This is a genomic window from Pseudomonas sp. zbq_18 (assembly GCF_043102245.1).
Taxonomy (GTDB): Bacteria; Pseudomonadota; Gammaproteobacteria; order Pseudomonadales; family Pseudomonadaceae; genus Aquipseudomonas.
This window is the reverse complement of record NZ_JBICIT010000019.1, coordinates 168,839-187,589: the sequence shown is the minus strand read 5'-3', so window position 1 is coordinate 187,589 and position 18,751 is coordinate 168,839. Positions and strand designations below refer to the sequence as shown.

Here is an 18,751-nt window from a genome sequence, read left to right as displayed (position 1 = left end):
GGTGTAATGACCCGCCCTCTGTCCTTAGGCGTCGAGGTATTTCTCGGCGTCCAGCGCGGCCATGCAGCCGGCGCCTGCCGAGGTGATGGCCTGGCGATAGACATGATCGGCCACGTCGCCAGCAGCGAAAACGCCTTCGATGCTGGTGGCGGTGGCATTGCCCTCGCTTCCGCCCTGGACCACCAGATAGCCGTCGCGCATCTCCAGCTGCCCGTTGAACAGGTCGGTGTTCGGCTTGTGGCCGATGGCAATGAAGACGCCCGCCAGTTGCAGCTCCTGAGTGCTGCCGTCTGCGGTGCTCTTGAGGCGTACACCAGTGACGCCGGTGTTGTCGCCGAGTACTTCGTCGAGGGTGTGGTTCCAGTGCAGGCGTACATTGCCGTTGGCGGCTTTGTCGAACAGCTTGTCCTGCAGGATCTTCTCCGAGCGCAGTTTGTCGCGGCGGTGGATCAGGTGTACTTCCTTGGCGATATTCGACAGGTACAGGGCTTCTTCGACGGCGGTGTTACCGCCGCCAACCACGCAGACCACCTGGTTGCGATAGAAGAAGCCGTCGCAAGTCGCGCAAGCGGAAACGCCCTTGCCGGCGAAGGCTTCTTCGGAGGGCAGGCCGAGATACTGAGCGCTGGCGCCGGTGGCGATGATCAGTGCGTCGCAGGTATAGGTGCCGCTATCGCCCTTGAGGGTGAAGGGCTTGCTTTGCAACTCGGCGGTGTGGATGTGGTCGTAGACGATCTCGGTATCGAAACGCTCGGCGTGTTCCTGCATGCGCTGCATAAGCGCTGGGCCAGTCAAGCCATGGACGTCACCCGGCCAGTTGTCGACTTCGGTGGTGGTGGTCAGCTGGCCGCCGGGCTGGATGCCGGTGATAACAACGGGCTTGAGGTTGGCGCGGGCAGCGTAGACGGCGGCGGTGTAACCGGCCGGGCCGGAGCCCAGAATGATCAGGCGTGAATGCTTGACTTCGCTCATAAAAAGACCTCATAAGCCTTTGTCACAAAAGAGAATGCATGCTCCAATTGAGCCGCACGTAAGGGATTGCCAAGTATCCTACCCGATGCAAGGGAGGCCGGCAAAACGACGCCGCGCCTAGCGTGATACCTGTAAATTTGTACAATGGTCGCGCCTTTTCGTGTTCCGCCTATCGCCAATCGCGCCCCGGGCGCAGGAATGACCGCGTTTTGAAGAATTCCAGCACAACTGCTCAGGTCCCGGCCTGGCGCCAGCACTTGCAGTACCGCCTCAAAGAGGGTGCGCTGATCGCCCTGGGAGCGCTCTGCCTGATCCTGTGGATGGCTCTGCTGACCTACAACCAGAACGATCCGGGTTGGAGTCACACCAGCAGCTCCGCGCAGGTACACAATGCGGCAGGGCGCGCAGGTGCCTGGTTCGCCGATATCCTGTTTATGGCGCTCGGCTACTTCGCCTACATTTTTCCGCTGCTGCTGGCCGTCAGGACCTGGCAAGTATTCCGCGCCCGGCATCAGCCGTGGCAGTGGAACGGCTGGATGTTCTCCTGGCGCCTGATCGGTCTGGTGTTCCTGGTGCTGGCAGGCGCGGCGCTGGCCGATATTCACTTCCAAGACAACAGTGGTCTGCCGGCATCCGCCGGCGGTGCCCTGGGTGAGAGTCTCAGCGCTCTGGCTGTCGGCGCATTGAATATTCAAGGCAGCACCTTGCTGTTCCTGTCACTGTTCCTCTTCGGCCTGACGGCGTTCACCGACCTGTCGTGGTTCAAGGTGATGGACCTGACTGGCAAGATCACCCTCGATCTGATCGAGTTGGTGCAGAGCCTGATCACTCGCTGGTGGGAAGCCCGTGTGCAGCGCAAGCAACTGGTCGCCCAGCTGCGCGAAGTCGATGAGCGAGTCATCGAGGTTGCCGCTCCCATCGTGTCCGACCGACGCGAACAGGCGAAGGTCAAGGAACGTCTGATCGCTCGGGAAGAGTCCCTGAACAAGCACATGAGCGAGCGCGAGAGCCGCCCGGCGCCGACGATTGCACCACCGCCACCGCCCAAGGCGGTGGAGCCGAGTAAACGTGTACTCAAGGAAAAGCAGGTTCCGTTATTCGAAGATGCTGCGGTAGCAGGCACGCTGCCGCCAATTTCCATCCTCGATGTGGCCGAGAAAAAACAGAAGAGCTTCTCCCCCGAGTCCCTGGAGGCGATGTCGCGCTTGCTGGAGATCAAGCTCAAGGAGTTCGGTGTTGAGGTGGTGGTCGAGTCCGTGCATCCGGGCCCGGTGATCACGCGTTTCGAGATCCAGCCGGGCGTAGGCGTCAAGGTCAGCCGGATTTCCAACCTGGCTAAGGACCTGGCCCGTTCGTTGGCAGTGATCAGCGTGCGGGTGGTCGAGGTCATTCCCGGCAAGACCACGGTCGGCATCGAGATTCCCAACGAGGACCGCCAGATCGTGCGCTTCTCCGAGGTGCTGTCGTCCAACGAGTACGACGACGCCAAGTCGCCGGTCACCCTGGCGCTCGGCCACGATATTGGCGGCAAGCCGATCATCACCGATCTGGCGAAAATGCCGCACTTGCTGGTAGCTGGTACCACTGGCTCCGGTAAGTCGGTCGGGGTCAACGCCATGATCCTGTCGATCCTGTTCAAGTCCACGCCGGAAGAGGCGCGGATGATCATGATCGACCCGAAGATGCTCGAACTGTCCATCTACGAAGGCATCCCGCACTTGCTGTGCCCGGTGGTGACCGACATGAAGGAGGCCGCCAATGCCCTGCGCTGGTCGGTGGCCGAGATGGAGCGCCGTTACAAGCTGATGGCGGCCATGGGCGTGCGTAACCTGGCCGGCTTCAATCGCAAGGTGAAGGATGCCGAGGAGGCCGGCACACCATTGTCCGATCCGCTGTACAAGCGTCAGTCGATGGAAGACGAGGCGCCGCTGCTGAAGACTCTGCCGACCATCGTGGTGGTGGTCGACGAATTCGCCGACATGATGATGATCGTCGGCAAGAAGGTCGAAGAGCTGATCGCTCGAATCGCCCAGAAGGCGCGTGCCGCCGGTATCCACCTGATCCTCGCCACCCAGCGCCCCTCGGTGGACGTGATCACTGGCCTGATCAAGGCCAACATCCCGACCCGCATGGCGTTCCAGGTGTCCAGCAAGATCGACTCGCGCACCATTCTCGACCAGGGTGGCGCCGAGCAACTGCTGGGCCACGGTGACATGCTCTACCTACCGCCCGGCACTGGCTTGCCGATTCGCGTGCACGGCGCCTTCGTCTCCGACGACGAAGTGCACCGCGTGGTCGAGGCCTGGAAGCAGCGTGGCGCGCCGGATTACATCGAAGACATCCTCGCCGGCGTTGAAGAGTCCGGCAGCGGCTTCGAGGGTGGTGGCAGCGGAGAGGGCAGTGAGGGCAGCGAGGAAGACCCGCTGTACGACGAGGCCGTCAACTTCGTGCTGGAAAGCCGTCGCGCCTCCATCTCTGCCGTGCAGCGCAAGCTGAAGATCGGCTACAACCGCGCCGCGCGCATGATTGAAGCGATGGAAATGGCGGGCGTAGTCACGCCAATGAACACCAATGGCTCGCGCGAGGTCATAGCGCCAGGGCCTTCCCGAGACTGACGAAAGAGGATTTCCATGCGCCTGATTCGCATGCTGCTGCTGGCCGCGCTGGCCTGCAGCCCCGTATTTGCCCATGCCGACGACGAGGCCGCGGTCAAGCGCCTGACTGGCTTGCTCGACCAGGCGCAGACTCTGAGCGGGCGCTTCTCCCAGCTGACCCTCGATGGCTCTGGCACCCAGTTGCAGGAAACCTCCGGGCAGATGGCGCTCAAGCGTCCTGGCCTGTTCCGCTGGCACACCGATGCACCACAGGAGCAGCTGCTGGTGTCCAACGGCCAGAAAGTCTGGCTGTACGACCCGGACCTGATGCAGGTGACCATCCAGACCCTGGATCAGCGCCTGACCCACACCCCGGCGCTGCTGCTCTCCGGTGACGTGTCGAAGATTCGCGAGAACTTCGAAATCACCCACAAGGAAGGCGGCGATGTGGTCGACTTCATCCTCAAGCCCAAGGCCAAGGACAGCCTGTTCGACAACCTGCGCCTGTCTTTCCGCAAGGGCGTGATCAACGACATGCAGCTGATCGACAGCATCGGTCAGCGCACCAACATCCTGTTTCTCGGCGTGAAGATGAACGAGAAGCTGGATGCCGGTCTGTTCGACTTCCAGGTGCCGGAAGGCGCCGACGTCATCCAGGAATAAGGAATTCTGGTGGACCTGTTCCGTGCCGCGCCTGTCGCCCAGCCTCTGGCTGCGCGCTTGCGCGCCACCAGCCTGGAGGAATACGTCGGCCAGGAGCACGTGCTGGGCCACGGCAAGCCGCTGCGCGAGGCCCTGGAGCAGGGTGCGCTGCACTCGATGATCTTCTGGGGCCCGCCCGGGGTCGGCAAGACCACCCTGGCCAAGCTCCTGGCCCAGGTTTCCGAGGCGCATTTCGAGACGATTTCCGCCGTATTGTCCGGTGTGAAGGAAATCCGCCAGTCGGTAGAGGTGGCCAAGCAGCAGGCCGCCCAGTACGGCCGCCGCACCATCCTCTTCGTCGACGAGGTGCACCGCTTCAACAAGAGCCAGCAGGACGCCTTTCTGCCCTATGTCGAAGACGGCACGCTGATCTTCATCGGCGCCACCACCGAGAACCCCTCGTTCGAGCTGAATAACGCGCTGCTGTCGCGAGCTCGCGTGTACGTGCTCAAGAGTCTCGACGAGGAGGCCATGCGCAAGCTGGTGGCGCGCGCACTGGGCGAGGACAAGGGACTCGGCAAGCGCAACCTGTCGTTGCCCGAAGAGAGCTTCCAGATCCTGCTGGCCGCCGCCGATGGCGATGGCCGGCGCCTGCTCAACCTGCTGGAGAACGCCGCCGACCTGGCCGAGGACGGTGACGAGATTGGGCCTGAGTTGCTGCACAACCTGCTGGGCGACAGCCGGCGCCGCTTCGACAAGGGGGGCGAGGCCTTCTACGACCAGATTTCCGCGCTGCACAAATCGGTGCGCGGCTCCAATCCGGATGCGGCGCTGTACTGGTATGCACGCATGATCGACGGTGGCTGCGATCCGCTGTACCTGGCGCGGCGCGTGGTGCGCATGGCCAGCGAGGATATCGGCAATGCCGATCCGCGGGCCTTGACCCTGTGCCTGAATGCCTGGGATGTGCAGGAGCGTCTGGGCAGCCCGGAGGGTGAGCTGGCGGTCGCTCAGGCCGTGGTGTACCTGGCTTGCGCGCCGAAGAGCAACGCGGTGTACATGGGCTTCAAGGCCGCCCTGCGCGATGCAGCCGAGCACGGTTCGCTGGAGGTGCCGCTGCACCTGCGCAATGCGCCGACCAAGTTGATGAAGCAGCTTGGCTACGGCGACGAGTATCGTTATGCCCATGACGAGCCGGAGGCATACGCCGCCGGGGAGGACTATTTCCCTGAACAGTTGCAGCCGCAGCGCTACTACGACCCGGTGCCGCGTGGGCTGGAGCTGAAAATTCGCGAGAAGCTGCAGCGCCTGGCTGAGCTCGACCGCCAGAGCCCGAGGAAACGGCGCACATGATCAAGGTTGTGCTGGCGGTTGCAGCCGGAGGCGCCCTGGGCTCATGCCTGCGTTTTTGGGTTTCCCATTGGGTGGCTGCCCAGGCCCCGCGTCATTTCTATCTGGCGACCCTGGCGGTAAACCTGATCGGTTGCCTGGCCATCGGCTTTCTGGCCACCTGGTTCCTGACCCGTACCGATCTGCCGCTGGCACTGCGCACCGGTATCCTGACCGGGGTGCTGGGTGGTCTCACCACTTTCTCCAGTTTCAGCCTGGAAGTGCTGCGCCTGCTGGAGCAGGGGCGCTGGGGCATGGCACTGGGGTATCTGCTCACCAGTGTGGTGGGTGGCCTGCTGGCGGCCTGGCTCGGCATGAGCCTGGCGCGCAATTAAGGCTCGGCTTGCCGGTCCTAAGTCCGTAAACTGCGCAGCATCGTCAACCGACCCTGCGTCGTTTCATTTTGATTCGTTGAGAGAGTTACATGCTCGATTCCAAACTCGTCCGTGGCCAGCTCGAAGAAGTGGCCGCCCGCCTGGCTACTCGTGGTTTTCAACTGGATGTTGCGCGCTTCGAGGCGCTCGAAAGCCAGCGCAAATCGGTACAGACCCGTACCGAACAGCTGCAGGCCGAGCGCAATGCCCGTTCCAAGTCTATCGGTCAGGCCAAGGCGCGTGGCGAGGACATCGCACCGCTGCTGGCGGAAGTCGACAAGATGGGCAGCGAGCTGGAAGAGGGCAAGCGCGAGCTGGACAGCATCCAGACCGAACTCGACAACCTGCTGCTGAACATCCCCAACCTGCCGCACGAGTCGGTGCCGGTGGGCGAGGACGAGGACGGCAACGTCGAAGTGGCGCGCTGGGGCACGCCGCGCAGCTTCGATTTTGAAATCAAGGATCACGTCGCCCTCGGCGAGCAGCATGGCTGGCTGGACTTCGAGACCGCCGCCAAACTGTCCGGTGCCCGTTTCGCCCTGCTGCGCGGCCCCATCGCCCGTCTGCACCGTGCCCTGGCCCAGTTCATGATCAACCTGCACACCGGCGAGCACGGCTACGAAGAGGCCTACACCCCGTACCTGGTACAGGCCCCGGCGCTGCAGGGCACCGGTCAGCTGCCGAAGTTCGAGGAAGACCTGTTCAAGATCAGCCGCGAGGGCGAGGCGGACTTCTACCTGATCCCGACTGCCGAGGTGTCGCTGACCAACATCGTCTCCGGCGAGATCCTCGATGCCAAGCAGCTGCCGCTGAAGTTCGTCGCCCATACCCCGTGCTTCCGCAGCGAGGCCGGTGCTTCCGGTCGCGACACTCGCGGCATGATTCGTCAACACCAGTTCGACAAGGTCGAGATGGTGCAGATCGTCGAGCCGAGCAAATCCTTCGATGCGCTGGAAGGCATGACCGCCAACGCCGAACGCGTGCTGCAGCTGCTCGAACTGCCGTACCGCAAGCTGGCGCTGTGCACCGGCGACATGGGCTTCAGTGCTGTGAAGACCTACGACCTGGAAGTCTGGGTGCCGAGCCAGGACAAGTACCGCGAAATTTCCTCCTGCTCCAACTGCGGCGACTTCCAGGCCCGTCGCATGCAGGCGCGCTACCGCAACCCGGAGACCGGCAAGCCGGAACTGGTACACACCCTCAATGGCTCCGGCCTGGCAGTGGGGCGTACCCTGGTGGCGGTGCTGGAGAACTACCAGCAAGCCGACGGCAGCATCCGCGTGCCAGAGGTGCTGAAACCGTACATGGGCGGGCTGGACGTGATCGGCTGAGCCGATGACGGAGGCACGATGCGGGGTGGCGAGGGCCGCCCCGTTTTTTTACCTGCGACGAGAGTGAGTCATGGATTTCCTACCGCTGTTCCATAAGCTTCAAGGCCGCCTGGTGCTGGTTGTCGGCGGCGGTGAGGTGGCGCTGCGCAAGGCGCGCCTGCTGGCCGATGCCGGTGCGCGCCTGCGGGTGGTGGCGCCGGCCATTCGTGACGAGCTGCAAGCCATGGCGGGGGCAGGTAATTGTCTGCTGCGCGGCTACCAGAGTGACGATCTGCAGGACGTGGTCTTGGTGATCGCCGCGACGGATGACGAACCGCTCAACGCGCGTATCTCGGCCGAGGCCCAGGTGCGGGGTGTACCGGTCAATGTGGTGGATGCGCCGGCGCTGTGCAGCGTGATTTTCCCGGCCATCGTCGATCGCTCGCCGCTGATCGTAGCGGTCACCAGCGGTGGTGATGCGCCGGTACTGGCACGGCTGATCCGCGCCAAGATCGAAACCTGGATTCCGGCCACCTATGGTCAGCTGGCCGGGCTGGCCAAGCGCTTCCGCGCCCAGGTCAAGGCTCTGTTGCCCGATGTGCAGCGCCGTCGGGTGTTCTGGGAAGAGGTATTCCAGGGGCAGATTGCCGAAAGCATGTTTGCCGGCAAACCGGCAGAGGCGCAGCGTCTGCTGGAGGAAAAGATCGCCGGCGGCCGGGAGCAGTTTCTCGGTGAGGTTTATCTGGTTGGCGCAGGCCCGGGCGATCCCGACCTGCTGACCTTCCGCGCCCTGCGTCTGATGCAGCAGGCCGACGTGGTGCTCTACGACCGCCTGGTGGCGCCGGCCATCATCGAACTGTGCCGGCGCGATGCCGAGCGCATCTACGTAGGCAAGCAGCGCGCCGAACATGCCGTGCCGCAGGAGCAGATCAACCGTCGTCTGGTGGATCTGGCCAAGGCCGGCAAGCGCGTGCTGCGCCTGAAGGGCGGCGATCCGTTCATCTTCGGGCGTGGCGGCGAGGAAATCGAGGAGCTGGCCGCCGAAGGCATTCCCTTCCAGGTGGTACCGGGGATCACGGCGGCGTCGGGTTGCGCAGCCTATGCGGGCATCCCCTTGACCCACCGCGACCATGCACAGTCGGTACGCTTCGTCACCGGCCATCTCAAGGACGGCAGCTGTGATTTGCCCTGGACCGATCTGGTAGCGCCGGGGCAGACCCTGGTGTTCTACATGGGCCTGGTAGGGCTGCCGCAGATCTGCAGCGAGCTGATTGCCCACGGGCGCGGCGGCGATACGCCTGCGGCGCTGGTGCAGCAGGGCACCACGCAGAATCAGCGGGTATTCACTGGCACCCTGGCCAGCCTGCCGCAGCTGGTGGCCGAGCATGAAGTGCATGCGCCGACCCTGGTGATCGTCGGTGAGGTGGTGCAGCTGCGCGACAAGCTGGCCTGGTTCGAAGGCGCGCAGGCACTCTAGCGCGGCAGTTCTATGCGCGCGGTTTCCCCGGGTACCTTCGGCCAATCGCCGTTCGCCCAGTCCCGCTTGGCGCGCTCGAGCAGGGCCGCGTCAGTGGCGACGAAGTTCCAGTACAGGCGCCGCGGCCCCAGCGGCTCACCGCCGATCAGTGCCAGGTGACATTCGCCGCAGGCGCTGAGCAGCAGTTCTTCGCCTTCCGGCAGCACGGCTAGGCTGCGCTGCGGCAGGTCGGTGTCCTCCAGTCTGGCCTCACCCTCGATCAGATACAGCGCCCGCTCGCGGTGCTCGGCAGGGATCAGCAGGCTGGCGCCCGCTTGCAGCTTGAGCTCGGCATACAGGGTGGGCGAGTGCATGGGAACGGGTGACTCCAGGCAGAAGCCTGAGCCGGCGATCAGGGTGATCTGTACACCCATGGATTCGCTGCGCGGCAGACTGGCTGCCGGGTGGTGGCTATAGCTTGGCTCGCCTTCCTCGCGCGCCTGCGGCAGGGCCAGCCAGACCTGCAGGCCATGCAGGCGCGAGCCGCTCCGCCATAAGTGCTGCGGGGTGCGCTCGACGTGAGCGACGGCACGCCCGGCGGTCATCCAGCTGACGTCGCCGGGCTTCACCACCTGGTCGGAGCCGAGGCTGTCCTTGTGCTGCAGCTCGCCCTCGAACAGATAGGTGAGGGTAGACAGGCCGATATGCGGGTGCTGGTTGATGTTCAGGCCGCTGCCAGGGGCATAGGCCTTGCCCAGGATATGGTCGAAGAATACGAAGGGACCGATGCTGCGGCACTTGGCGTTGGGCAGCGGACGCAGGATGGGCTGGCCGGAAATATCCTCGGCTTTGGGCTGGATCAGCAGCAGCTTGCTCATGTGTCGTTGCTCAGGCGGGTCTCCACCTGGACCTCGGTGCTGGTCATCAGTTTGTGGATCGGGCATTTGTCGGCGATGCGCAGCAACTGCTGGCGCTGGCTGTCGTCCAGGGCACCATGCAGGTCCAGTTCGACGTGGAGTCGGTACAGGCCCTGGCGCTCCTGGCTGTCGTCGCGAGCGACGCGCACGTCGAGACTGTCCAGCGGCAGACCCTTCTGCTTGGCATAGAGCATCAAAGTCAGCGCCTTGCAGGCTCCCAGGGCGGCATCGAAGAGGTCGTGGGGCTCGGGGCCGGAATCAGTGCCGCCAAAGGATTCGGGGACATCGGTGAGTAGCTGATGCTCGCCGATTGTGATGCTGTGACGCAGGCCTGACTCGGTGCTGATGCGGATCATGCTGGCTCCCAAAAGATGCTAGGCGATTGCTCAATCCTAGCCCATGCATCGCTCTACCATCGCCGCCAGACGCTGTTGGCGGCGGCTAAGGCGCGCCTGCAGGCTGGTACCAGAGTTCAGTGCGGTTGAAAGGGGTTTGTTCCGGCAGGTCCGGATTGTCCAGTTCGATTACCCGGCGTTTCGCCAGTCGGGCGCGCTCCAGCGTGGCGCCATGGTGCTGCTGGAACAGCCGCTCGAAGCTGCCATCGGCGAGCATGCTTTCCAGGCCGCGCTCGATGGTCTCGGCCAAGTCGGCTCGGGCGCGAGAGGTGAAGAAGTAGAAGGCGGTGGGGTAGTGAAGGACGATATGTTCGTCGACCGCCAGCTTGAGTCCGGCACTTTCGGCTCGCGCCTGCTCGTCCCAGACGACTACCACCTCGCGGGGGAAGAGGTCGAAGCGCCCCGCGTCGAGCATGCGAAACAGGCTGTCGTAGCTCTGGCTGGTGAGCACCTGCAGGCCGTTGCTGCGCAGGATGCGCGTATCGGGCCAGTCGGCGCGCTGACCGATGCGCAGTGGTTTGAGATCGGCCAGGCTGCGGGTGCGGCTGAGCCAGCGACGATCCTCGGCGCGTACCAAAGGGATGCGCCAGCCAATCAGGCCGCGATAAATCGGAATGCGGATGGGCAGCAGGATATCCTCGCGCGCCTTGCTGGTCATGGCCCACATTACCTGTACCCGGCCGTCGTTGTGCTCCAGCGATTGTTCTGCACGGCTCTGGGTCATGCTTTGGGGCGAGGGCTGCAGAAGATGCTCGGTACCGCTCTTGTCCAGAGCCATTTGCAGCAGCTCCACCACATAAGCCTCGGGGTCGACTCCGTCGGAATGCAGTGGATAGGTCAGTGACTCGGCTGCACTGGGGGTTATGTAGAGCAGGGCGAGCAACAGGGCTAGGCGGCAGGTAGGCATGTGCAGGGTTCGCCGGACGATGACGCTCATGATGGCCTCTGTGCGGGCACATGGCCAGTGAACGGTAATGAGGCTTTGGCGGTCTACTCTTGCTCAACACGCCAGGGAGAGACGCCGTTGCCTATCCGTCACCTACTGTTCGCTGCTTTGGTCGGCCTGCTTGCCCCTCTGGCCGAGGCCCGCGAGTACCGTTTCAGCGATGCCCATCTGCACTACGTGGACTTCTTTCAGGAGTCCGAAGGCATGACGCCGTTGCTGGAGGCCATGGCGGCCGGCAATATCGATCACGTCATGATCAGCGGCATTTCGGTGGCCAAGAAATGGCACGAGGATGAGCCCAAGCGCCCGCGCTACTATGCCGGCGACGATGCGGGTGCGTACTGGTACAGCGCCACGGATGTGCAGATTGCTGCTGCGCTCAAGCGACTGCCGGCCGAGCAGCGCGAGCGGTTCCATCCATTCCTCACCGGCTTCAACCCTACGGACAAGAACGCCGATGCCCATGTACGGCGCATGCTGGAGCTGGACCCGGGGCTCTGGCAGGGCATCGGCGAGGTGTTCACCCGGCATGACGACCTCACGGCGCTGATCTACGGCGATACGCCGCGGGCCAACAACGAAGCGATGGCACGCATCTACCACCTGGCGGCCGAATATGACCTGCCGGTGATGCTGCACAGCAACATCACTTCCAAGCGCGAGCGCAATCCGCTGTACCTGGAAGAGATCGAGGAGCCGCTGCGCAATCACCCGCATGTGCGCTTCATCTGGGCTCATGCCGGCACCAGCATGGAAATCCATCGCCACCAGCAGAAGCTGGACTTTCTTCTGCCGACCCTCACGCGCATGCTCGACGAGTATCCGAACCTGTATATCGATTTGTCCTGGACCGTGTTGCGGCCCTACCTGCTGGATGCCGAAGGCCGCCCCGACGAAGGCTGGCTGCAGCTGGTGCGCAGCTATCCGGCACGTTTCATGATCGGCTCCGACGTGGTAGGGCGTTTCGACGGGCTCGGCCAGTATCTCGACGATTTTCGGCCGTTCCTCGATGCGCTGCCGGAAGAGGTGGCGCGGCAGGTGGCTCGCGACAATTTCCTCGCCGTGCTGCCGCGCAAGCGTCAGGCCGAGTTGCGCGACTGATTGTCATCAGCCTGTAACCGCGGCGTCATAGCCTTCGCGCCATCCCAAACAAGGAGCGCGAGATGAAATTTTCGAATCTGTTTATGGCGGTACTGACCCTGGCGTCGGGATTGGCCATGGCCGATGTACAGGTGCAAGGGCCCGTGGAGTACGGGGTCTTTACCGCTCAGATCAAGGACCCACAGCCGGGCGAGCGCATCCTGGCGCGCGCCAACCAGCCGATCGAGCAGACTACCGAGGTGCCGGCCCGCCTGGGCACCAAGTTCGGCGTGCGCTACCAGCTGGTCGGCAAGCAGGAAACCGATACCCCGCTGACCCTGCTGTATTTCACCCCAGGCCTGATCGGCCCCGACGGTAAGCGCCAGGACAAGATCGAGCTGCAGCAGAAACTGGTACCGGGCGCGCCGCTGGACGTGATGGCTTTCGAGTTCACCGAGCACTATGAAGTGGTGCCGGGCGAGTGGCAGTTCATGGTCTTTCAGGGTGACCGCAAGCTGGTGGATCAGCGCTTCAATGTGCGCTGAGTGCCATAGCCGCCTGCTTGGCGGTTTTTACGGTTCGCCAAGACTCACGCTCGAAGCATCCAAACCGGTGCGTTTGGCCCTGTCACAAGGTCAAGCGGACAGTCACTTCGGTGCTCGGCGTAGTAGGCTTGAGTCGTGCTCGCTTGCAAAGCAGAGCATTGGCAAAACGAAAACGGCGCCCGTAGGCGCCGTTTTCATTCCCCGCAGAATCAGCCCTTATAGCGCTGTAACACCAGGGTGGCATTAGTGCCGCCGAAGCCGAAGCTGTTGCTCATCACGGTGTTGATCTCGGCGTTCTCGCGGGTCTGGCGCAGGATCGGCAGATCGGCTACTTCCGGGTCCAGCTCGTCGATGTTGGCCGAGCCGGCGATGAAGTTGCCTTCCATCATCAGCATGCAGTAGATCGCTTCCTGCACGCCGGCGGCACCCAGGGAGTGACCGGACAGACTCTTGGTGGAGCTGATGGCCGGGGCCTTGTCGCCGAATACCGCGCGAACACCTTTGATCTCCGCGACGTCGCCAACCGGGGTCGAGGTGCCGTGGGTGTTCAGGTAGTCAATGGGTGCGTTGACGGTGGCCAGCGCCTGCTGCATGCAGCGGATGGCGCCTTCACCGCTCGGGGCAACCATGTCGTAGCCATCGGAAGTAGCGCCGTAGCCGACGATTTCTGCGTAGATCTTGGCGCCGCGCTTGAGGGCGTGCTCCAGTTCTTCGACCACCACCATGCCGCCGCCGCCAGCGATGACGAAGCCGTCACGCTGGGCATCGTAAGCACGAGAGGCTTTTTCCGGGGTTTCGTTGTACTGGGTGGAGAGGGCGCCCATGGCGTCGAACAGGCAGCTCTGGCTCCAGTGCTCTTCCTCGCCGCCGCCGGCGAAGACGATGTCCTGCTTGCCCAGTTGGATCTGCTCCATGGCGTGGCCGATGCAGTGCGCGCTGGTGGCGCAGGCGGACGAGATCGAGTAGTTCACGCCCTTGATCTGGAACGGCGTGGCCAGGCAGGCCGACACGGTGCTGCCCATGGTCCGGGTCACGCGGTATGGGCCGATGCGCTTGACCCCTTTCTCACGCAGGGTGTCGACGGCTTCCATGATGTTCAGGGTGGAGGCACCGCCGGAACCGGCGATCAGGCCGGTGCGTGGGTTGGAGACTTGTTCGGGCGTCAGGCCGGCGTCGGCGATCGCTTGCTCCATGGACAGGTAGGCATACGCCGCCGCATCCCCCATGAAGCGCAGAGTCTTGCGGTCGATCAGCTCTTCGAGGTTCAGGTCGACGGTGCCGCTGACCTGGCTGCGCAGGCCCATCTCGGCATAGCTGGGGTTGGCGCGAATGCCCGCTTTGCTGGCACGCAGGTTGGCGGAAACGGTGTCTTTGTCATTGCCCAGGCAGGAAACGATACCCAGACCGGTGATCACGACGCGACGCATACGGATGTCCTTCAGAAACTGTCGGTAGAGGTGAACAGACCCACGCGCAGGCCTTCGGCACTGTAGATCTCGCGGCCATCGACGGCCACGCTGCCGTCGGCGATGCCGAGGATCAGGGAGCGGTTGATGGTGCGCTTGATGTGGATGTTGTAGGTGACTTTCTTGGCGGTCGGCAGCACCTGGCCGAAGAATTTAACCTCTCCGGAGCCCAGTGCACGGCCGCGGCCAGGGTTGCCCTGCCAGCCGAGGTAGAAACCGACCAGCTGCCACATGGCATCGAGACCCAGACAGCCCGGCATTACGGGGTCGCCTTCGAAGTGACAGCCAAAGAACCAAAGATCCGGGGTGATATCGAGTTCGGCGACGATTTCGCCCTTGCCGTATTTACCGCCGGTGTCACTGATATGGACGATGCGATCCATCATCAGCATGTTGGGGGCGGGCAATTGCGCATTACCAGGGCCAAACAGTTCGCCGCGGCTGCAGGCGAGCAATTCTTCCCGGGAATAGGCGTTTTGCTGGGTCATGCGAACTCCTCAATGATCCCCTTTCCGGGGGCTTAAGCTGTACCGCGTATGTTCTTGTGCTGCGGCAGACTAGTCGTAGACTGTTGCGCCTTGGTGAAAGTCACAGGGTTTTGTGAACACTTGTAAACCCGAAGTCATGCGTCAGTTCACCCTTCGCCCGACTCTAGCACCCCCACACGATTGGAGCTGTGTTTGCCCAGCCAGCGCAGCAACATGCGTTCGAGGTCTGCACGTTTGAAAGGCTTGGCCAGGTAATCGTTCATGCCGGCCTGCAAGCAGGCCTCACGATCGCCCTGCAGGGCATTGGCGGTCAGGGCGATGATTGGCGTGCCGCAATGCGGCGAGTTATGCCGAATCTGCCGAGTCGCCTCATAGCCGTCGAGCAGTGGCAGGCGGCAGTCCATCAGTACTGCAGCGAAGCGCCGGGCATCGAACTGCTGCACGGCCTGGGCGCCATCGCTGACCAGTACGACGCGATAGCCGAGGCTGCGCAGCATGGCTTCTATCACGGTCTGATTCACCGGGTTGTCTTCGACTAACAGTACCTCCTGGCCTGCCCCTGAGGGGCCGTCCGACATTTCATGCAACATTTCATCAGGCCGCTGGGCGCTGAAGGGCAGAGGAATTTCCAGGGTAAATACCGAGCCTATGCCTTCCTCGCTATCGGCATGCAGGGTACCGCCCATGCGTTCTGCCAGAGTGCGAGCGATGGACAGACCGAGACCGGTGCCGCCATAGCGACGGGAAATCGAGGTATCAGCCTGCTGGAAGGCATCGAACATGCGCTCCAGACGCTGCGGTGCGATACCAATGCCACTGTCGTGGACGGCGCAGGTTAGCCAGAGCACCTCGTTGTCCAGCGGCTGCCAGCGCACCTCGATGCGGATACCGCCTTCCTCTGTAAATTTCAGGGCGTTACCCAGCAGGTTGACCAGAATCTGCCGGATACGGGTCGGGTCGCCTTGCACCTCCAGACGCTCCAGGCCTTCCTGGGCGTCCAGGCGCAGGCGCAGGCCGCGTTGTTGGGCGCTGTGCTGGAACACCTGGATGGACCCTTGCAGCAGATCCTGCAGATTGAAGGGGATTAGCTCCAGCTCCAGGGCGCCGCGTTCGATGCGGGAGAAGTCGAGAATATCGTTGATCACCTTAAGCAGGTGCTCGGTGGACTCGGTGGCCAGCGCGGCGTATTCGGCCTGCTCCTGGCTCATCTCGGTGGTTTCCAGCAGCTGCAGCATGCCCAGCACGCCATTCATCGGTGTGCGCAGTTCATGGCTCATCATCGCCAGGAAGTCGGATTTGGCCCGGCTGGCCTGTTCGGCCTGTTCGCGGGTCTGGATCAGTTGCTGCATGGCCTCCTGTTGCTCGCGGCTGGCGTGCTGGAGTGCGGCGGCCAGGCTGTTGATGTGGCGCGCCAGATCGCCAAGCTCACCGCTGTCGTTTTCTGCCAGGTGAGTGTCATAGCGCCCGGCTTTGATGCCTTGCAGGGCCTTGCCCATGGTGCTTAGGGGTTGTGCCAGTCTTCGAGCAAGCTGGCGGGCGAGCAGGAAGGTCAGCAGCAGGGCGCCGAGGGCCAGGATGGTGGCTTTCAGCAAAATGGCCTGCTGGCGGCTAGTGAAAGCCTCGTCGGACATGCCCACGACGACTCGCCCCAGATACTCGCCGTCGGTCTTCAGCACCGTGCTGGCTGGTTCGCTGAGGTCATCATCCTGTAACGGGCGTTGTAGCCGAATGGGGGCATGGAAGATTTCCACATGCGCGGTAGGTGCACTCCCGCTCTGTTCGACGTAGACAAGGATATTCTCGTTGCGGTCGCGCACTTCCAGGAAGCGCACATGTGGGTTTTTCAGGGTGGCACGCAGCAGGCCTTCGATCGCCTGTGGATTGTCGGTAAGTACGCCGTGTTCTGCAGCGGGGGCCAGTTGGTCGGCGATCAGTTGGCCGGTGTGATTCAGCTCTTGGCGCAAATCCTGCAGTCGCGAGTAGGTGAAGAAGCCTGTGAGCAATAGAGTCAACAGCAGGGCAGGGCCGACGCTGATCAGTTGGGTGCGGGTGTGGATATCCCAGTTGCGCCCGAAAGTCATTGACGCTCGTTCTCCTTGAGCCGGCATGGGCTTTTCTGGTGCAGGCGAGAGGTTCTGTTTAAGCGTTGCATGTTAACCGAGGCGTCTGTGTTTGCCAGTGCGCATCCCTGGCTTCTGTGTCGCGATACACCTTTGGCCGCTGCGGTGAATTCGGGCTGGCCGCTCGGCCAAGGCTTCGTGATAATGCCGGCATTCGCCAGTGATGGCCCGTTATGGAAGTCCTATGACCGAGCAACAACCCGTTGCAGTGCTGGGCGGTGGCAGCTTCGGCACCGCTATTGCAAACCTTCTGGCCGAGAATGGCCAGCGCGTCCTGCAGTGGATGCGTGATCCCGAGCAGGCTGCGGCGATGCGCACCCTGCGGGAAAATCCGCGTTACCTCAAAGGCATCAGGCTTCACGATGGCGTTGAGCCTGTCGCTGACCTGGAGTCGACGCTGGCGGCCTGTGAACTGGTCTTCGTCGCCATTCCCTCCTCGGGCCTGCGTCAGGCCCTACAGCCGGTGGCTGACGCCCTGGCGGGTAAGCTGTTGGTGAGCCTGACCAAGGGCATCGAACCCAAGAGCTTCAAGTTAATGAGCCAGATCATTGCCGATGTCGCGCCGCTGGCCCGTATCGGTGTGCTGTCCGGGCCGAATCTGGCGCGCGAAATTGCCGAGCATGCGCTGACGGCCACGGTGATCGCCAGCGAAGATGAGGAACTCTGTCAGCGAGTGCAGCAGGCCCTACATGGCGGCACTTTCCGCGTGTATGCCAGCAACGACAGCTTTGGTGTCGAGCTGGGCGGTGCCCTGAAGAATGTCTATGCGATCATCGCCGGAATGGCCGCCGCGCTGGGCATGGGTGAGAACACCAAGAGCATGCTGATTACTCGGGCCCTGGCCGAGATGACCCGTTTCGCCGTCACCCTGGGCGCCAACCCCATGACGTTCCTTGGCTTGGCTGGGGTGGGGGATTTGATCGTCACGTGCTCCTCGCCGAAGAGCCGCAATTTCCAGGTCGGCCACGCTCTGGGCGAGGGGCTTTCGCTGGAGGAGGCGGTGGAGCGCCTCGGCGAGGTTGCCGAGGGAGTCAATACACTCAAGGTGTTGAAAACCAAGGCCGAAGAGTTGCAGGTCTACATGCCGCTGGTGGCAGGTCTGCATGCCATCCTGTTCGAGGGACGCACCCTGGCTCAGGTGATCGAGGTGCTGATGAGTGGCGACCCGAAGACCGACGTAGACTTCATTTCTCCCAGCGGATTCTGAAAGAGGAAAGTGGCATGACTGAAGAGAACAAGGTGCTGGAGCGCGAATCCATCGGTTTGCGCGTTCTGTGGATGGTGATCTTCGCCATCGTCTGGCAGCTGGCGGAAATCGTCCTGGCCGTAGTGGTGATCGTGCAGCTTGGTTATCGCGTGTTCTACGGTGCGCCCAGCGGCAGCCTGCAGGGCTTTGGCGACAGCCTCAGCCAGTACCTGCAGCAAATCGGCCGCTTCGGCACCTTCAACAGCGAAGAGAAGCCTTGGCCGTTCGCCGATTGGCCGGCACCGCGCGCGCCCGAGGACAACGAGCCGCACAGCATCCCGCCAGCGCCGCACCCAGTGCGTGACGAAGAGCCCAAGTTGTGACGCTCTGGCTGCTGCGCCACGGCGAAGCTGAGCCGCGAGCGCGCAGCGATGCTGAGCGGCCGCTGACCGAGCGCGGCCGCAGAGAGGTACGCAAGGCTGCCGAGCGTCTGCGTGGCTGCGAGCTGGCGCATATTCTGGTCAGCCCCTATCTGCGTGCCCAGCAAACCGCCGAGTTGGTGCGTGAGAGCCTGGGCCTGAAGCTGCCGTTGACCACGGTGGACTGGGCCACGCCCGATGACTCCCCGCGCGCAGCCGCCAATCAACTGGATGCATACCCCGGAGAGTGCTTGCTGGTCAGCCACAACCCCTTGCTAGGCAGCCTTGCAGGGCTGCTGCTGCATGGCCATTTGCAGCAACCGCTGGGCCTGAGTACTGCCAGTCTGGTGGCCCTCGACGGCGAAACCATTCCCGGGCTGATGCAATTGGCCGGTCTGTATCACCCGAGCTAGGGCGCTTGGGTTACCTGTAACATTTCTTCACTTGCGACG

The 18,751-nt window shown here is 63.0% G+C and carries 18 protein-coding genes; 11 read left to right on the top strand and 7 right to left on the bottom strand.

Going from position 1 to position 18,751, the window contains the following annotated elements; all coding sequences use genetic code 11:
- Positions 1-24: 24 nt before the first annotated feature.
- Positions 25-972, bottom strand: a complete 948-nt coding sequence (trxB, locus tag ACF8C6_RS16165; RefSeq protein WP_392500216.1) for a thioredoxin-disulfide reductase — start codon at positions 970-972, stop codon at positions 25-27.
- A 209-nt stretch (positions 973-1,181) separates the two neighbouring features.
- Between trxB and ftsK the strand changes: the two genes are divergently transcribed.
- From ftsK to cysG, 6 genes are all read left to right on the top strand, one after another.
- Positions 1,182-3,587, top strand: coding sequence for a DNA translocase FtsK (gene ftsK, locus ACF8C6_RS16160; RefSeq protein WP_392500215.1), 2,406 nt, complete (start codon positions 1,182-1,184; stop codon positions 3,585-3,587).
- Between the two features lie 15 nt (positions 3,588-3,602).
- Complete coding sequence (lolA, locus tag ACF8C6_RS16155) at positions 3,603-4,229, top strand: outer membrane lipoprotein chaperone LolA (RefSeq protein ID WP_392500214.1); 627 nt, start codon at positions 3,603-3,605, stop codon at positions 4,227-4,229.
- A gap of 9 nt (positions 4,230-4,238) precedes the next feature.
- Entirely contained in the window at positions 4,239-5,561 is a 1,323-nt protein-coding gene (locus tag ACF8C6_RS16150) for a replication-associated recombination protein A (RefSeq protein ID WP_392500213.1), read from the top strand.
- A complete protein-coding gene (crcB, locus tag ACF8C6_RS16145; RefSeq protein WP_277690390.1) occupies positions 5,558-5,932 on the top strand; it encodes a fluoride efflux transporter CrcB in 375 nt (124 codons plus the stop codon). The genes ACF8C6_RS16150 and crcB overlap by 4 nt, the downstream gene beginning before the upstream one ends.
- Positions 5,933-6,021: 89 nt before the next feature.
- Positions 6,022-7,302: a serine--tRNA ligase gene (gene serS / locus ACF8C6_RS16140; RefSeq protein ID WP_392500212.1), complete on the top strand. Its 1,281-nt coding sequence runs from the start codon at positions 6,022-6,024 to the stop codon at positions 7,300-7,302.
- A gap of 70 nt (positions 7,303-7,372) precedes the next feature.
- Positions 7,373-8,758 (top strand): siroheme synthase CysG, encoded by a 1,386-nt coding sequence (gene cysG, locus ACF8C6_RS16135; RefSeq protein ID WP_392500211.1) that lies wholly within the window; start codon positions 7,373-7,375, stop codon positions 8,756-8,758.
- On the opposite strand, the gene ACF8C6_RS16130 is transcribed toward cysG, so the two are convergent.
- The 3 genes from ACF8C6_RS16130 to ACF8C6_RS16120 form a co-directional block, all read right to left on the bottom strand.
- Positions 8,755-9,615, bottom strand: coding sequence for a pirin family protein (locus tag ACF8C6_RS16130; RefSeq protein ID WP_392500210.1), 861 nt, complete (start codon positions 9,613-9,615; stop codon positions 8,755-8,757). The genes cysG and ACF8C6_RS16130 overlap by 4 nt on opposite strands.
- Positions 9,612-10,010 carry an OsmC family protein gene (locus ACF8C6_RS16125; protein ID WP_392500209.1) on the bottom strand — a complete coding sequence of 133 codons (399 nt, stop codon included), beginning with the start codon at positions 10,008-10,010 and terminating at the stop codon, positions 9,612-9,614. Before ACF8C6_RS16125 ends, ACF8C6_RS16130 begins: the two co-directional genes overlap by 4 nt.
- An 85-nt stretch (positions 10,011-10,095) precedes the next feature.
- On the bottom strand, positions 10,096-10,986 hold the full coding sequence (locus ACF8C6_RS16120; RefSeq protein WP_392500208.1) for a substrate-binding periplasmic protein: 891 nt from the start codon (positions 10,984-10,986) through the stop codon (positions 10,096-10,098).
- 87 nt (positions 10,987-11,073) lie between these two features.
- Between ACF8C6_RS16120 and ACF8C6_RS16115 the strand changes: the two genes are divergently transcribed.
- Entirely contained in the window at positions 11,074-12,096 is a 1,023-nt protein-coding gene (locus tag ACF8C6_RS16115) for an amidohydrolase family protein (RefSeq protein ID WP_392500207.1), read from the top strand.
- 62 nt (positions 12,097-12,158) lie between these two features.
- On the top strand, positions 12,159-12,620 hold the full coding sequence (locus ACF8C6_RS16110) for a DUF3859 domain-containing protein (protein ID WP_392500206.1): 462 nt from the start codon (positions 12,159-12,161) through the stop codon (positions 12,618-12,620).
- 209 nt (positions 12,621-12,829) lie between these two features.
- On the opposite strand, the gene fabB is transcribed toward ACF8C6_RS16110, so the two are convergent.
- From fabB to ACF8C6_RS16095, 3 genes are all read right to left on the bottom strand, one after another.
- Positions 12,830-14,047: a beta-ketoacyl-ACP synthase I gene (gene fabB / locus ACF8C6_RS16105; protein WP_392500205.1), complete on the bottom strand. Its 1,218-nt coding sequence runs from the start codon at positions 14,045-14,047 to the stop codon at positions 12,830-12,832.
- A gap of 11 nt (positions 14,048-14,058) precedes the next feature.
- Positions 14,059-14,574: a 3-hydroxyacyl-[acyl-carrier-protein] dehydratase FabA gene (fabA, locus tag ACF8C6_RS16100; protein WP_277690399.1), complete on the bottom strand. Its 516-nt coding sequence runs from the start codon at positions 14,572-14,574 to the stop codon at positions 14,059-14,061.
- A 146-nt stretch (positions 14,575-14,720) separates the two neighbouring features.
- Positions 14,721-16,655, bottom strand: a complete 1,935-nt coding sequence (locus ACF8C6_RS16095; protein WP_392500204.1) for an ATP-binding protein — start codon at positions 16,653-16,655, stop codon at positions 14,721-14,723.
- A gap of 223 nt (positions 16,656-16,878) precedes the next feature.
- Between ACF8C6_RS16095 and ACF8C6_RS16090 the strand changes: the two genes are divergently transcribed.
- From ACF8C6_RS16090 to sixA, 3 genes are read left to right on the top strand one after another with little or no spacing between them, the layout of a single operon-like run.
- Positions 16,879-17,901, top strand: coding sequence for an NAD(P)H-dependent glycerol-3-phosphate dehydrogenase (locus ACF8C6_RS16090; protein ID WP_392500203.1), 1,023 nt, complete (start codon positions 16,879-16,881; stop codon positions 17,899-17,901).
- A 14-nt stretch (positions 17,902-17,915) separates the two neighbouring features.
- Entirely contained in the window at positions 17,916-18,263 is a 348-nt protein-coding gene (locus ACF8C6_RS16085; protein ID WP_392500202.1) for a DUF4389 domain-containing protein, read from the top strand.
- Complete coding sequence (gene sixA / locus ACF8C6_RS16080; protein ID WP_392500201.1) at positions 18,260-18,712, top strand: phosphohistidine phosphatase SixA; 453 nt, start codon at positions 18,260-18,262, stop codon at positions 18,710-18,712. Before ACF8C6_RS16085 ends, sixA begins: the two co-directional genes overlap by 4 nt.
- Positions 18,713-18,751 lie beyond the last annotated feature (39 nt).

Excerpts from the sequence above, each read along its gene's own strand:
- trxB (WP_392500216.1), bottom strand. The coding sequence starts at position 972 with ATGAGCGAAGTCAAGCATTCACGCCTGATCATTCTGGGCTCCGGCCCG.
- lolA (WP_392500214.1), top strand. The coding sequence starts at position 3,603 with ATGCGCCTGATTCGCATGCTGCTGCTGGCCGCGCTGGCCTGCAGCCCC.
- crcB (WP_277690390.1), top strand. The coding sequence starts at position 5,558 with ATGATCAAGGTTGTGCTGGCGGTTGCAGCCGGAGGCGCCCTGGGCTCA.
- serS (WP_392500212.1), top strand. The coding sequence starts at position 6,022 with ATGCTCGATTCCAAACTCGTCCGTGGCCAGCTCGAAGAAGTGGCCGCC.
- cysG (WP_392500211.1), top strand. The coding sequence starts at position 7,373 with ATGGATTTCCTACCGCTGTTCCATAAGCTTCAAGGCCGCCTGGTGCTG.
- ACF8C6_RS16130 (WP_392500210.1), bottom strand. The coding sequence starts at position 9,615 with ATGAGCAAGCTGCTGCTGATCCAGCCCAAAGCCGAGGATATTTCCGGC.
- ACF8C6_RS16125 (WP_392500209.1), bottom strand. The coding sequence starts at position 10,010 with ATGATCCGCATCAGCACCGAGTCAGGCCTGCGTCACAGCATCACAATC.
- ACF8C6_RS16120 (WP_392500208.1), bottom strand. The coding sequence starts at position 10,986 with ATGAGCGTCATCGTCCGGCGAACCCTGCACATGCCTACCTGCCGCCTA.
- ACF8C6_RS16110 (WP_392500206.1), top strand. The coding sequence starts at position 12,159 with ATGAAATTTTCGAATCTGTTTATGGCGGTACTGACCCTGGCGTCGGGA.
- fabB (WP_392500205.1), bottom strand. The coding sequence starts at position 14,047 with ATGCGTCGCGTCGTGATCACCGGTCTGGGTATCGTTTCCTGCCTGGGC.
- fabA (WP_277690399.1), bottom strand. The coding sequence starts at position 14,574 with ATGACCCAGCAAAACGCCTATTCCCGGGAAGAATTGCTCGCCTGCAGC.
- ACF8C6_RS16095 (WP_392500204.1), bottom strand. The coding sequence starts at position 16,655 with ATGACTTTCGGGCGCAACTGGGATATCCACACCCGCACCCAACTGATC.
- ACF8C6_RS16090 (WP_392500203.1), top strand. The coding sequence starts at position 16,879 with ATGACCGAGCAACAACCCGTTGCAGTGCTGGGCGGTGGCAGCTTCGGC.
- ACF8C6_RS16085 (WP_392500202.1), top strand. The coding sequence starts at position 17,916 with ATGACTGAAGAGAACAAGGTGCTGGAGCGCGAATCCATCGGTTTGCGC.